Raw genomic sequence first — 13,890 nt, forward strand, 5'->3', positions numbered from 1 at the left:
GCTGACCCACTTGGCAGGCAAGTTTGGCAGCCCCTTTGCTTGTTTGCCCGTGTCCACCATTTCTCCCTCCCTCGATATCGTTAGCGACCTGTATTCCCGCCACCATGGCTGGCTGGTCAACAGCCTGTGGCGCAAGCTGGGCTGCCGCGACGGTGCGGCCGACCTGGCGCAAGACACCTTCGTGCGCATGCTGGCCACGCAATCTGCCGACAGCCTGCGCGAGCCGCGCGCCTACCTGAGCACGGTCGCCAATGGCCTGCTGGTCAACCACTGGCGCCGGCTGACCCTGGAGCGCACCTTCCTGGCGGCCCTGGCCGGCCGTCCCGAAATGACGGCGCCATCGCCCGAAGAGCGGGCCCTCGTGGTCGAAACCCTGTGCCGCATCGACGCCATGCTCGATACCCTGTCGCCGCGCGCGCGCCAGGCCTTCCTGCTGGCGCAGCTCGACGGCCTGACGTATGCGCAGATCGCCGGCCAGCTGGACGTCTCCGAACGCATGGTGAAGAAATACATGGCGCAAGCCATGCTGCAATGCATGCTGTGCATGGACGATGCTGCCTGATCCAGGCTCTGGCATGCCGCCAGCCGACTACGCCATCCTGCAGGAAGCGGCCGAATGGTTTGCCGTGCTGCGCGCCGACGATGCCGGTCCTGCCGACCAGCAAGCCTGGGAGCGCTGGCATGCCAGCTCGTCCGCCCACCGCGCCGCCTGGCGCAGGGTGGAAGCCGTCAGCGCCGAATTTCGCCAGGTACCGGCGCAACCGGCGCGCGAGGCGCTCGACGCTGCCGGTTCCCGCGAGGCGCAGGCGCGCCGCCGCGCCGTCGTCAAGGGTTTGCTGGCGCTGTGCCTGACCACCGGCACGGGGGGCGCCGTATTGCTGCGGCGCGATACGCGCAGCTGGGTTGCCAGCCTGAATGCGGGCGAAAAAACGGCGGTGGGCGCCATCCGCCAGCTGGCGCTGGCCGACGGTTCGCAGCTGTGGCTGAACACGGCCACCGCCCTCGACCTCGATTACGGCCCCGGCCTGCGCCGCATCGCCCTGCATGGCGGGGAAATCTATATCGCCACGGCCCGCGACAGCCAGCAGCCGGCGCGGCCGCTGGTGGTCGACACCGTGCACGGCCGCCTGCGCGCGCTGGGCACGCGTTTCAGCGTGCAGCCGCAGGGCGCTGCCACCTTGCTGGCCGTCTACGAGGGCAGCGTCGAGGTGGCGCCCCGCGATGGCGGCGCGCCGCGCATTGTGCCGGCCGGCCGGCAAGTGCGCTTTGGCGACGGCTTCATCGGCGAGCCTTTCGCCGCCGACCCGAACGGGGCCGCCTGGATCGAATACCGCTTGCAGCCCGAGCAGATGCGGCTCGATGACTTCCTCGCGCAACTGTCGCGCTACCGGCGCGGCCACCTGGGCTGCGCGCCAGAGGTGGCGCACTTGCGCCTGGTGGGCAGCTACCCGCTGGCCGATACGGACCGCATCCTGGCGGCGCTGGAAGCGACCTTGCCCGTGAAAATCAATCGCCTGCATGACTGGTGGGTCACGGTGGAAGCCCAGCCGCCGCAGTCAAAACAGTAAATAAGAATATTTCTCAAAGCTGGTTCCCTTTTTGAAAAGTTGTTTGGCAAGGTAGAAGTAGCCTGCTCAACAAGACAACAAAGGAAATCCGTGCCGCTGTTCCCGTCCCGCCTGCCGTTTGCCCGCCGCCTGCTGCCGCTGTCCCTGGCCGCGGCGCTGCTGGCCGTGCCTGCCATGCCTGTCATGGCAGCGGCGGCAGCGGATGCGCCGCGCAGCTTCCGCATCGCCGCCGCGCCGCTGGGCCAGGCCTTGCGCCAGTTCGCCGGGCAGGCGGGGATCTTGCTGTCGGCCGAAGGCGGCTTGACGCAGGGCAAACGCAGCGGCGGCTTGAACGGGACCCTGTCGATTCCCCAGGGCTTGCAGCAATTGCTGGCGGGGACGGGTCTCGCGGCCGTGCAATTGCCGGACGGAAGTTATATCGTGCGCCTGGCGCCGCCGCCCGTGCGCGCCGACCTCGATGGCGTGGGCGCCGGCTTGCAGGTGCTGGCGCCCGTCACCGTGCAGGGCAGCGGCGACGATGGCTACCGCCGCCTTGGCTCGTCCGCAGCCAGCCGCAACGACACGGCCCTGCACGACACGCCGCAGGCCGTCAGCGTGGTGAGCCGCGAATTGATACGCGACCAGGACATGCGCACCCTGGCCGACGCCATGCGCTACATGCCCGGCGTGGGCACGGCCGCAGGCGAGGGCAACCGCGATACGGCCGTGATGCGCGGCAACAGCTCGACCTCGGACTTTTACCTGGACGGCATGCGCGACGACGTGCAGTATTACCGCGATTTCTACAATATCGAAGCGGTCGAGGCCATCAAGGGGCCGAACGCCCTGGTCTTCGGCCATGGCGGCGGCGGTGGCGTGATCAACCGGGCCAGCAAGCAGCCGCAGTGGGTCGATGGGGGCGAAGCGACGCTGAGCCTGGGCGCCTGGCGCAACGGGCGCGCCGCCATCGATCTGCAACAGGTCGTGGGCAGCGACGTGGCCGTGCGCATCAACGCCATGGCGGAAAACAGCGGCTCTTTTCGCCAGGGCGTCAAGGTGCGCCGCAGCGCCGTCAACCCCGTCGTGGCCTGGCGGCTGTCGCCGCGCACCACTGTGCAGGCCAGTTATGAACACTTCCGCGACGACCGCGTGACGGACCGGGGCCTGCCTTCGTACCGGGGCCGGCCGTTCGACACGGATCCGTCGACGTTTTTCGGCATCGCCGGCAGCAGCCCGTCGTGGGCCTACATCGACGCGCTGGGCGTGACCGTCGAACACGCGTTCGCCGGCGGCGCGGTGTTGCGCAACCGCACGCGCCTGGCCGATTACGACAAGCTGTACCAGAATGCCTTTCCCGGCCCCGTCAGCGCGGATGGCGCCAGCGTGACGGTGCTGGCGTACAACAGCGCCACCCGGCGGCGCAACCTGTTCAACCAGACGGACGTGGAGTGGACGGTGACGGCCGGGGCCGTGCAGCACCGCCTGACGGCAGGCGGGGAGCTGGGCCGACAGACGACGGACAATCTGCGCAACACGGGCTATTTCACGACCCTGGGCGAGGGCGTCACGCACATCAGCCTGCCCACATCGCGGCCCGTGACGGACTTGCCCGTGACCTTCCGCCCCAGCGCCACGGATGCGGACAACCATGGCGTGGCCGACACGGCCGCCCTGTACCTGCAGGACCAGGTCCGCTTCAGCCCGCGCTGGCAGGCGATTGCCGGCCTGCGCTACGAGCGTTTCGCCGTCGATTTCCTCAACCGCCGCAATGGCGCGCGCATTGCCCGTACGGATGCGCCGTGGTCGCCGCGCGCGGCCCTGGTCTATCAGCCCGTGCCGGCCCTGTCGCTGTATGCGAGCGTCAGCCAGTCGTTCCTGCCGCGCGCGGGAGAACAGCTGGCGTCATTGACGCCCAGCAATGCCGTGTTCGAACCTGAGCGTTTTCGCAACGTGGAAGCGGGCGTGAAATGGGACGCCACGGGGGACCTGTCGGCCAGCGCGGCCCTGTACCGTTTGACGCGCAGCAAGGTCGCCGTCACCGATCCGAACGACGCCACGCGGGCCATGCTGATCGATGGCCAGCGCAGCGAGGGGCTGGAACTGGAAGTCAAGGGCAAGGTCCAACCCGGGTGGAGCATCGCGGGCGGCTATGCGTGGCAGCGGGCCGTGCTGACGGCCATGCAATCGGCCTCGGCCCTGGAGGGCGCCACGGTGGCCCATGTGCCCCGGCACAGCCTGTCGCTGTGGAACCGCTACGATTTTTCGCCCGCCTGGGGCGCGGCGCTGGGCATCATTGCCCGCAGCGCCGTGTATGCATCCGTGTCGAATACGGTGGCGCTGCCGGGGTTTGCCCGCGCCGATGGCGCGCTCTACTTCAAGCCCCAGGAAAAATTCCAGCTGCAGCTGAACGTGGAAAACCTGTTCAACAGAAAATATTTTGCCTCCGCCCACAGCAACGACAACATCGCGCCCGGTTCGCCCCGGGCGTTGCGCATGACGGCGCTGTGGCGGTTCTAGTTTTGTCGTACCCAAGCAATCAACGAGCCAGCCAGGCGCCACGGCGCAGTAGCCAGCCATAATTTAATCCATCCGATAGAGTGAAAGATAGCGATGACATTGAAAGACCAAGCGGGCGCCGCCAAGCCGGCCGCCATCATCCGCAGCCGCAAGCACCAGACCGCCGCCGCGCCCCGCATGCACGGCACGGCCCTGGCCGCGTTCGCCACCCTGGCCATGCCGCTGGCGCTGCACGCGCAAACGGTGGACAAGCCGCAGCAGTTGCAAGAAGTCAAGGTCGTGGGCACGGCTGACCGCCTGATCCAGGCACCCGTCAAATCGGCCAACGACAAGCTGACGGCGCCGCTGCTGGACACGCCGAAATCTGTGACGGTGATTCCCGCCGAAATCATTTCGCAAACGGGCGCCGTCTCGCTGACGGATGCGCTGCGCACCGTGCCGGGCATCACCATCGGCGCCGGCGAAGGGGGCAACCCCGTGGGCGACAATCTGTTCATCCGCGGCTACAACGCGCAAACGGATACGTATATCGACGGCATCCGCGACACGGGCTCCCAATCGCGCGAAATCTTTGCGCTGGAACAAATCGAAGTCGTCAAGGGCCCGAACTCGGCCTACGGCGGACGCTCGTCCGCAGGCGGCGGCGTCAACCTGATCAGCAAGACGCCGAAAGTCGACAATTTCACCAACGCCACCGTGGGCCTGGGCAGCGCCAAGTACCGCCGCGCCACGGCTGACGTCAACCGCGTCATCAGCGACGACGTGGCCGTGCGCGTCAACGTGATGGCGCACGACGCCCACGTGGCCGGCCGCGACTACATCAATGGCGACCGCTGGGGCATCGCGCCATCCATCACCTTCGGCCTGAAGTCGGCCACGCAGGCCACCCTCAGCTACTACCACATGCAGTCGAGCGAGTTGCCGGACACCGGCTTGCCGTTCAACAACCCGTTCTCGTCGGGCGCGAATGTGTCGAAAAACGGCAACGGCACCCCCGTCAACGTGCCGCGCGAAACCTTCTATGGCCTGGTCAACCGCGATTTCCGCGACACGCAGAGCGATATCGGCACCATCGACGTGCGCCACGATTTCGGCAATAAATTGATTTTGCGCAACGTGACCCGTTACGGCAAGACCAGCAACGACTACGTGTGGACCCAGCCCGACGATTCCAAGGGCAATACCATGCTGTACGGCACCGTCTGGCGCCGCGCCAACACGCGCACGACCGATACGGATGCGCTGGCCAATGCGACCAGCCTGGGCGGCGAATTCCTGGCCGGCGGCGTGAAGCACACCTACACCGTGGGCCTGGAAATCAGCCGCGAGGAAACGGACCGCAGCGCTTATCTGTTCAGCCCGGGGACCAACAACCCGCTGGAAAAAGTCGGCACCAACTGCCCGACCTATGGCGCGGCCACCCTGTACAACTGCGCCCCCTTGCTCAACCCGAACGCCAACGACCCATGGGTCTACACGCGCACGGTGTCGCCGGCCCGCACCAACATCGTCACCAACACGCGTTCCGTGTACGGTTTCGACACCATCGAGTTCACGCCGCAATGGCTGCTGAACGTGGGCATCCGCTGGGATGACTACAAGAGTTCGCTGAATACGCCGCAATACACGCTCGACGGCAAGACCACCGCCGCCACCAGCGCCAATGTGCACGCTACCTTCGCCAGTTACCAGGCGGGCCTCGTGTACAAGCCATCGACCAACAGCAGCGTGTATGTGTCGTACGGCACCTCGTCCACGCCGCCGGGCAATGACGGCGGCGACGGCATCGACGGCTTGACGGTCGCCATCCAGAACCTGAAGCCGCAGGAAAGCAAGAGCTTCGAACTGGGCACGAAATGGGAAGTGCTGCCGGGTGGCCGCCTGTCCGTGAGCGGTGCCTATTTCCAGAGCGACATGAGCAATGCGCGCGTGACGGCACCGGACGGCAGCACGCAAAACGTGGGCGACAAGCAAGTCAAGGGCATCGAGCTGGGCTTGAGCGGCAATATCACCAAGGAATGGTCGGTCTTCGGCGGCTATACGCACCTGAACGCCATCGTGGAAAACAATGGCTACGTCAATACGGGCACGACGGCTGTACCCGTGTATGCGCCGTCGCCGTACAACGGCAACCAGTTCCCCACCACGCCGAAAAACAGCGCGTCGCTGTGGACCTCCTACCTGGTCACGCCTGCCATCACGGTGGGCGGCGGCGTGAACTACGTCGATAAAGTCTATGCCAACGTGGCCAACAACAAATATGCGCCGGCCTACACGCGCTTCGACGCCATGGCCAGCTATGTGGTCAGCCGCAACGTGACCCTGCAGCTGAACATCCAGAACCTGACGAACAAGCTGTACTTCGACAAGGTTTCTTCGCCGCATTACGCTGGCGTGGCTCCTGGCCGTTCCGCAACCCTGACGGCCAACATGAAGTTCTGATGTTCGCCCGTTTGAGCTAGCGCAAGGCGCCGTCCCGGCAGAGTGGGGCGGCGCCTTTTTTCATTTTCCGGTTCCCTTTTTGCGGTTTCGCTTGGCAAGGTAGGGAGAGTTGAATGCACAAGCGGAGAATCCCATGCAAGACATTCCTTACCAGGGCGATGGCCGCGTTTTCGACAGCCTGCGCGCCGTGCGCCTGCGCCCCACCAGCGCGCGCATCTGCATCCTGCAGGTGCTGGCCGGCACGCAGCGGCAAGCCATGAATGCGGAAAGCATTTATCAGCAACTGCTGCACATCGGCATTGCCGTCAGCCTGGGCACGATATACCGCGTGCTCAAGGAAATGGAGCAGGCGGGCCTGCTGCTGCGCGAGCGCGAAGCGAGTGCCAGCGGCAACAAGGCGCGCTATCTGATCAAGCCCGAGCGGGTGGCGGCGGACAGCTGCTACCTCGTGTGCCGCGTATGCGAACGCAGCGTGCTGGTGCAGGATGCGCCGCTGGTGGAGCAGCTGCGCCAGGCGGCGGCCGTGCACGGCATGGAAATCGGCGCCAACGTGCTGTCCGTGCAGATGCGCTGCAGCCAGTGCGCCGAGGACGCGCAGGCAGGGCGGGGCAGGGCGCTGCGGGCCGGCTGACGGCACGCCTTTTGATGCGGCGCAACAATGGGCGCCGCCCCATCCACGCCCTCGCCGGGCGGATTAGGCGCTACAATAGGGAATCTCTTTATTCTCCCTGACTCGTCTTCTGCTGCCATGACCACTTCCACACCGAATCTCGTCGTCACCCCATCCGCCCACCCCCTGTCCGACGCCGAGCGCGCCGCGCGCATGGTCAATCCCGCTTTCGGCCGCATCTTTACCGATCACATGGTGGTGATTCCTTACCGCGACGGCAAGTGGCAGCAGGGCGAACTGAAAGCCTACGGCCCGCTGATGCTGGACCCGTCCGCCTCGTCCCTGCACTACGGCCAGGCCATCTTCGAAGGCTATAAAGCGTTTGCCCAGCCCGATGGCAGCATCAAGACGTTCCGTCCGGAACAGAACGCCGAGCGCTTCAACCGCAGCGCCGCGCGCCTGGCCATGCCGGCCATCCCTGTCGAGCTGTTCCTGGAAGCGGGCGATGCGCTCATTTCGCAAGACCGCAACTGGGTGCCGAAGAACACGGGCGAGAGCCTGTACATGCGTCCGCTGATGATCGCCACCGATCCTTACCTGGGCGTGCGTCCTTCGGAAGAATACCTGTTCGTGCTGTTCGCCTCGCCGGCCGGCGCCTACTTCCCGAAAGGCGTGAAACCCGTCACCGTGTGGATCAGCGAAGACTTCGTGCGCGCCGCACCGGGCGGCACGGGCGAAGCCAAGTGCGCGGGCAACTACGCGGCCAGCCTGATGGCCCAGTCGCAAGCGCAAGAGAAGGGCTGCGACCAGGTCGTGTGGCTGGACGCCGTGCACCGCGAATTCATCGAGGAAATGGGCGGCATGAATCTGTTCTTCGTGTACAAGGATGGCGACAAGGTCACCGTCGTGACGCCGGAACTGACGGGCACCTTGCTGCCAGGCATTACCCGCCGCAGCCTGCTGGAAATGGCGAAAGACCTGGGCTATGCGACGGAAGAGCGTAAATTGTCCGTCCAGCAATGGCGCGACGATATCGCCTCGGGCCGCATGACCGAAGTGTTCGCCTGCGGCACGGCCGCCGTCATCACGCCCGTGGGCGTGGCCAAGGCCAATGGCTTTGAAATGACCATCAACAACAATGAAAACGGCGCCGTCACCCTGGCCCTGCGCGAAGCGCTGCTGGGCTTGCAGCATGGCACGGCACCGGACACGCACGGCTGGATGCATACCGTCTGCTAAGTTGATGGTGTCATTTTAATACCGCGCCGGCACCCAGTTGCCGGCGTTTTTATATCTTGAAGGAAACTCGATGAAAATCCGCTCCGTCTTGCCCGCGCTGGCCGCCGTGTTCCTCAGCCTGTCTGCCGGCGCCGTCCGCGCGGCCGACGCCACGTGCGCCATTCCCCGCAATGTCAGCTACTACGATTACGATGTCAAGCCATCGGACGAGAAAAACACGTGCTACAAGCAAAGCACGAACGTGCCCACCGACTACTTCATGCTGGCGCTGTCGTGGTCGCCCGGCTTTTGCGACAGCCAGCGCCGCCGTGGCGAAGTGTCGAAGAAGGCCGCCTTCCAGTGCGCCGAGAGCAACCACTTCGGCTGGATCGTGCATGGCTTGTGGGCGCAGTCGGACAATCCGGCCACCTGCGAAGATATCTCCGTGACGCCCCCGCGCAAGACGGAACTGCATCCGCGCTATTGCAAGGGCAATCTGCCGAAGCTGGCGCCAGCCGAGATCCTGCCCTACATGTGCATGCAGCCGGGCGAAGCCTTGCTGCAGGGCGAATGGGAAAAACATGGCGCCTGCGATTTCGATTCGGCCAAGCAGTATTTCGAGAAAGAGCGCGAACTGTTCCAGGCCTTGAAGTTGCCGGACACCACCATGCCGAAAAACGCGCTGTTCCAGTGGATGAAGCAGCATAACCCGCAGCTGAAAGGTCGCTGGCTCGGCTATGAAAAGCACTCGGGCGAACTGCGCATCTGCTACTCGAAAGATTTCAAGGTCATCGATTGCAAGAAATAAAACTCGCGTAGTCATCCGATAACAGGCTGCCCGGCCCGCAGCGGGGCTGTCCGGCAGACTCCGTTTATCCATGCTAGTGTCTTGCTTGCGGCCATATTATTGGCCGCTAACAAGAAGGTGCCCGGCGTAGGCGTTGCTGGCGGCGCGGCATGGAATTCGTATCGGATCAATGATGTTCAAGCAAAACAGGGCGCAGCCCTTCCTCGTGGGCGAGGACGGCTTGCCGCCCGGCGCCCGTTTATGGGCCATGCTGGCGCTGGCCATCGGCGTGGGCATGGCTTCGCTCGATACGGCGATTGCCAACACGGCCTTGCCGGCCATCGCCAGCGAGCTGCACACGACGCCGGCCGCTTCCGTCTGGATCGTCAACGTCTATCAACTGGCCATGGTGGCAACCCTGCTGCCGTTTTCCGCGCTGGGGGAAATCACGGGCTACCGGCGCGTGTTTATCTCGGGCATGTTCCTGTTTACCCTGGCCTCGCTCGCCTGTGCGCTGGCCTGGTCCTTGCCGTCCTTGGTGGTGGCAAGGCTCTTTCAAGGCGTGGGCGCCAGCGCCATGATGAGCGTCAATACGGCGCTGCTGCGCGCCCTGTACCCCAAACACTTGCTGGGCCGCGCGTTCGGCAACAATGCGCTGGTGGTGGCCGTCGCGTTCGCCATCGGGCCCACGGCCGCCTCCTTGATCCTGGCGACGGCGTCGTGGCCGTGGCTGTTCGCCATGAATGTGCCGCTGGGCTTGCTCGGTCTCTTCCTGGCCAGCCGCATGCTGCCGGCGACGAAACTGTCCGGCCACACCCTCGATGCGCGCACGGCGCTGTACAACGTGGGCGCCTTCGGCCTGCTGATTTTATTGTTCGGCGACGCCGCCCATCACGCCTCGACTTCCACCTTGCTGCCGGAACTGGTGGCCGTAGTGGTGTTCTTTGTCCTGCTGCTGCGCCGCCAGGCGGGACACGCGGCGCCCATGCTGCCCATCGACCTGTTCCGCCGTCCCTTGTTCCTGCTGTCGTCGCTGACGGCCATCTGCACGTTTGCCGCGCAGGGCCTGGCTTTCGTCTCGCTGCCGTTTTATTTTGAAGTGACCCTGGGCCGTTCGCCCGTGGAGACGGGATTCTTGATGACGCCGTGGGCCGTGCTGGTGGCCGTGATGGCGCCCGTGGCCGGACGCCTCAGCGACCGTTATTCTCCAGGTGTGCTGGGCGGCATCGGCCTGGCGGCGCTGGCCGGCGGCTTGCTGACCCTGGTCTGGATACCGGCCCACCCCAGCGCTTTCGATATCGGCTGGCGCATGGCCCTGTGCGGCATCGGTTTCGGTTTCTTCCAGGCGCCCAATCTGAAAGCCATCATGGGCAGCGCGCCGCCCGAGCGGGCAGGCGGGGCCAGCGGCGTAGTGGCCACGTCGCGCCTGATCGGGCAAGCCACGGGCGCGGCGCTGGTCGCGTATTGCTTCACGGTGTCCGCCAGCCGGGGCACGACGTATGCGCTGTGCCTGGCGGCCGGGTTTGCCGCCGTGGCCAGCATCGCCAGCTTTTCGCGCCTGGTGGTGGCGCAGCCGGCGTGGCTGGCCGGCAAGCGCGACTGACTGGCAGGGATCAGACGTCGATGGCCTTGTCCGACTGCATGCGCTTGCGCAGCTCGAACTTCTGGATCTTGCCCGTCGACGTGCGGGGCAGGGGGCCGAAGTAAATGGCTTTCGGCACCTTGAAGCCCGCCAGGTTGTTCTTGCAGAAGGCGATCAATTCCGCTTCCGTCACGGTGCCGCCCTCGCGCAGTTCGACAAACGCGCACGGCGTCTCGCCCCATTTCTCGTCCGGCTGGGCAATGACGGCGGCGGCCAGCACTTGCGGGTGGTGGTACAGCGCATCTTCCACTTCCACGCTGGAAATATTTTCACCGCCGGAGATGATGATGTCCTTGCTGCGGTCCTTCAGTTTGATATAGCCGTCCGGATACATCACACCGAGGTCGCCCGTGTGGAACCAGCCGCCGGCAAACGCTTCCTGCGTCGCCTTTTCATTCTTTAAGTAGCCCTTCATGCAGATGTTGCCACGGAACATGATCTCGCCGATCTGTTCGCCGTCGGCCGCCACGGGCTGCATGGTTTCCGGGTCCAGCACGGCCACGGCGCTTTGCAGGTGGTAGCGCACGCCCTGGCGCGATTTCAACACGGCCCGCTCTTCCTGCGACAGGGCCGCCCACTCGTCCTGCTCGGCGCAGATGGCGGCCGGTCCGTACACTTCCGTCAAGCCATACGAGTGGATCAAGTCAAAGCCCATGGCTTCGATCTTCGCCACCATGGCCGCCGGCGGCGGCGCGCCGGCCACCATGCCGCGCACGGTCCAGGCTATGCCTTCGCGCCAGTTGGCGGGCGCGTTGGCCAGGGCCGCGTGCACGATGGGCGCCGCGCAATAGTGGGTGATGCGCAATTCGCGCATCAGGTCGAACACGAGTTTCGGTTCGAACTTGCGCAGGCACACGTTGACGCCCGCGCGGGCGGCCACCGTCCACGGGAAGCACCAGCCGTTGCAGTGGAACATGGGCAAGGTCCATAAATACACGGCATGCTTGGGCATGTCCCATTCCAGGATGTTCGACAGGGCGTTCAGGGCCGCGCCCCGGTGGTGGTAGACCACGCCTTTCGGGTCGCCCGTGGTGCCGGACGTGTAGTTGAGGGCGATGGCATCCCATTCATCGGCGGGCGGCTGCCAGTCGTAGCCGGGGTCGCCGCTGGCCAGCAAGGCTTCATAGTCGAGCTCGGCAAAGGGCTCCACTTCCGGGCCCAGCACGTCATTGACCTGGATCACGCGCAAGCCGGGAATCTGCGCCGCCATCTGGCGCGCCAGCTCGGCAAATTCCGTATCGGCCAGCAAGACTTTCGCCTGGCCATGGCGCAGCATGAAGGTCAGCGAAGCCAGGTCGAGGCGGATATTGAGGGCGTTGAGGACGGCGCCCGCCATGGGCACGCCAAAGCTCGCTTCCACCATGGCGGGCGTGTTCGGCAGCATCACGGCCACCGTGTCGCCCGTGCCCACGCCCAGCTTGACGAGGCCGGATGCCAGGCGGCGCGTGCGCGCATACGTTTCGCGCCACGTCTGGCGCACGCTGCCATGTGCAATTGCCAGGCGATTGCCATATACTGCGGCTGCCCTGGCGATATAGTCGAGCGGGGTGAGGGCGGCGTAGTTGGCGCTGTTTTTGCCGAGGCCGGTGTTGAAATCAGGTGTCATGTTTGTCTCCTGGTAAATAATCCTGGTACTGCAATGCTGCAGCTCCCTGTTTCGGGATTGATAGGGGCCAGCATAGCACCGGCGCTTGAAAATCACTGTCATCTTAGTGACAGGTTTGAAGGATGGTATGGATAGCAACGATAGTGTAGACCGTGCCGTGCCGGAACTCGACAGCCACGACTGGTTCGCGGCCCTCGATGTCCGGCACCAGGCCCTGTTGCGTGCCGACAGCACGGTCCGGCATTACGAGGCGGGCGCCTTCATCACGCGGCGCGGCGAACCATCGGCGCACTGGATAGGCGTGCACACGGGCTTGATCAAGCTGGCCGTCTACAACGCCGATGGGCGCGGCGCCACGTTTTCCGGCGTGCCGGCGGGCGGCTGGTGCGGCGAGGGTAGCGTGCTCAAGCGTGAATTGCGCCGCTACGACGTGGTGGCCGTGCGCGCATCGACCATCATCCTCGTGCCCGTGGAACTGTTTCATCTGCTGCTGGCCGAAAGCCTGTCCTTCAATGCCTTCGTGATCCGCCAGCTGAACGAACGCATGGGGCAATTCATCGCCACCATCCAGAACCAGCGCCTGCTGGCCGTCGACGCGCAAGTGGCGCAAGCGATCGCGCAACTGTTCCACCCCATGTTATATCCGCGCACGTCCAGCGTGCTTGAGCTGTCGCAGGAAGAAATCGGCTTGCTGACCGGCATTTCGCGCCAGCGGGTGAACCAGGCGCTGGGCCATCTGGCGGAACTCAAGCTGATCAGCATTGCCTACCAGGCCATCCGCGTCGTCGACCTCGACGGCCTGCGCCGCTACGGCGTGGCGTCGCTGTGACGACAGACGGGGCGCGCGATGTGTGGCATGCTGGCGGCTCGTTCACCACATTGACCTGACGCATGGCCCTCGTTTCCGATCATCCCTTGCACCTGCTGGGCTTGCGCTTTCCGCTGCGGCTGCGCGTCACCGTGCGCCAGGGTTTTGTGACATTGCATAATGAAATCGCCACCAAGAAGCTGGCCAGCGGCGACAGCTTCGTCGTGCCCGCCTTCCTGCGCTTTGCCTGCGACGTGATGCCGGGGCGGGGCAAGCCGGCCGTGTTCACCCTGGCGCTGGAAAACGACGAGGCGGATGGCGGCCACGGCGGCGGCAAGCGCTGGAGCCAGGCGCTGGCGCAGCACATCTTTGATACGCCGCAAGGCAAATGGACGGCGGCGCGCCTGGCGGCCCTGTGGCAAGTGACGCCGCACAAGGCCAGGGCGCGCCTGTTTGCCGAGGGCGAGGCATTGCTCAGTCTGGTGCGCGAGCAGCGCCTGGCGCACGCGCTGCACACGGCGGCGCAGGGGAGCGCCGACGGTGAAGACGGCGGGCGCGACCTGGCGCAAGTGGCGGCCGGTTCCGGCTTTGCCTCGATTCCCGCGTTTTGCGACGCTTGCGTGGACGTGGCCGGCGTGCGCCCCAGCCTGTTCCTGCGGGGCCAGGCGGACGCGCCCGCGCAACGCGATAGCCATACTCCGCTATAATCGGCG

At 65.3% G+C, this 13,890-nt stretch carries 11 protein-coding genes; 10 read left to right on the forward strand and 1 reads right to left on the reverse strand.

Going from position 1 to position 13,890, the window contains the following annotated elements; all coding sequences use genetic code 11:
* Positions 1–49: 49 nt before the first annotated feature.
* The 8 genes from GCN74_RS02270 to GCN74_RS02305 all read left to right on the forward strand — a co-directional run bounded on the left by GCN74_RS02270 (position 50) and on the right by GCN74_RS02305 (position 10,724).
* Entirely contained in the window at positions 50–562 is a 513-nt protein-coding gene (locus GCN74_RS02270) for a sigma-70 family RNA polymerase sigma factor (protein ID WP_152255171.1), read from the forward strand.
* 13 nt (positions 563–575) lie between these two features.
* Positions 576–1,568 carry a FecR domain-containing protein gene (locus tag GCN74_RS02275; RefSeq protein ID WP_226938825.1) on the forward strand — a complete coding sequence of 331 codons (993 nt, stop codon included), beginning with the start codon at positions 576–578 and terminating at the stop codon, positions 1,566–1,568.
* Positions 1,569–1,658: 90 nt separating this feature from the next.
* Complete coding sequence (locus GCN74_RS02280; protein WP_152255173.1) at positions 1,659–4,064, forward strand: TonB-dependent siderophore receptor; 2,406 nt, start codon at positions 1,659–1,661, stop codon at positions 4,062–4,064.
* A 93-nt stretch (positions 4,065–4,157) separates the two neighbouring features.
* Positions 4,158–6,506, forward strand: coding sequence for a TonB-dependent receptor (locus GCN74_RS02285; RefSeq protein WP_152255174.1), 2,349 nt, complete (start codon positions 4,158–4,160; stop codon positions 6,504–6,506).
* A gap of 133 nt (positions 6,507–6,639) precedes the next feature.
* Positions 6,640–7,137 (forward strand): Fur family transcriptional regulator, encoded by a 498-nt coding sequence (locus GCN74_RS02290; protein WP_152255175.1) that lies wholly within the window; start codon positions 6,640–6,642, stop codon positions 7,135–7,137.
* A 117-nt stretch (positions 7,138–7,254) separates the two neighbouring features.
* Positions 7,255–8,355, forward strand: coding sequence for a branched-chain amino acid aminotransferase (locus GCN74_RS02295; protein ID WP_152255176.1), 1,101 nt, complete (start codon positions 7,255–7,257; stop codon positions 8,353–8,355).
* 70 nt (positions 8,356–8,425) lie between these two features.
* The gene (locus GCN74_RS02300) at positions 8,426–9,142 is read left to right on the forward strand and encodes a ribonuclease T2 family protein (protein ID WP_152255177.1); all 717 of its coding nucleotides are present in this window, start codon (positions 8,426–8,428) and stop codon (positions 9,140–9,142) included.
* A 172-nt stretch (positions 9,143–9,314) separates the two neighbouring features.
* Entirely contained in the window at positions 9,315–10,724 is a 1,410-nt protein-coding gene (locus tag GCN74_RS02305) for an MFS transporter (protein WP_226938826.1), read from the forward strand.
* Between the two features lie 10 nt (positions 10,725–10,734).
* Here the strand turns inward: GCN74_RS02305 and GCN74_RS02310 are convergent, their stop codons facing one another.
* A complete protein-coding gene (locus GCN74_RS02310) occupies positions 10,735–12,369 on the reverse strand; it encodes an acyl-CoA synthetase (protein WP_152255179.1) in 1,635 nt (544 codons plus the stop codon).
* A 127-nt stretch (positions 12,370–12,496) separates the two neighbouring features.
* On the opposite strand from GCN74_RS02310, the gene GCN74_RS02315 reads away from it, so the two are divergent.
* Together GCN74_RS02315 and GCN74_RS29140 are read left to right on the forward strand one after the other, a co-directional pair.
* On the forward strand, positions 12,497–13,198 hold the full coding sequence (locus tag GCN74_RS02315) for a Crp/Fnr family transcriptional regulator (RefSeq protein WP_152255180.1): 702 nt from the start codon (positions 12,497–12,499) through the stop codon (positions 13,196–13,198).
* Between the two features lie 62 nt (positions 13,199–13,260).
* Positions 13,261–13,884: a helix-turn-helix domain-containing protein gene (locus GCN74_RS29140; RefSeq protein ID WP_226938827.1), complete on the forward strand. Its 624-nt coding sequence runs from the start codon at positions 13,261–13,263 to the stop codon at positions 13,882–13,884.
* Positions 13,885–13,890: the final 6 nt, after the last annotated feature.

This window comes from Janthinobacterium sp. FT14W, assembly GCF_009208755.1.
Lineage (GTDB): Bacteria > Pseudomonadota > Gammaproteobacteria > Burkholderiales > Burkholderiaceae_D > Janthinobacterium > Janthinobacterium violaceinigrum.

Coding starts and splice junctions, on each gene's coding strand:
- GCN74_RS02315 (WP_152255180.1), top strand. CDS start 12,497: ATGGATAGCAACGATAGTGTAGACCGTGCCGTGCCGGAACTCGACAGC.
- GCN74_RS02295 (WP_152255176.1), top strand. CDS start 7,255: ATGACCACTTCCACACCGAATCTCGTCGTCACCCCATCCGCCCACCCC.
- GCN74_RS02300 (WP_152255177.1), top strand. CDS start 8,426: ATGAAAATCCGCTCCGTCTTGCCCGCGCTGGCCGCCGTGTTCCTCAGC.
- GCN74_RS29140 (WP_226938827.1), top strand. CDS start 13,261: ATGGCCCTCGTTTCCGATCATCCCTTGCACCTGCTGGGCTTGCGCTTT.
- GCN74_RS02285 (WP_152255174.1), top strand. CDS start 4,158: ATGACATTGAAAGACCAAGCGGGCGCCGCCAAGCCGGCCGCCATCATC.
- GCN74_RS02275 (WP_226938825.1), top strand. CDS start 576: ATGCCGCCAGCCGACTACGCCATCCTGCAGGAAGCGGCCGAATGGTTT.
- GCN74_RS02310 (WP_152255179.1), bottom strand. CDS start 12,369: ATGACACCTGATTTCAACACCGGCCTCGGCAAAAACAGCGCCAACTAC.
- GCN74_RS02305 (WP_226938826.1), top strand. CDS start 9,315: ATGTTCAAGCAAAACAGGGCGCAGCCCTTCCTCGTGGGCGAGGACGGC.
- GCN74_RS02290 (WP_152255175.1), top strand. CDS start 6,640: ATGCAAGACATTCCTTACCAGGGCGATGGCCGCGTTTTCGACAGCCTG.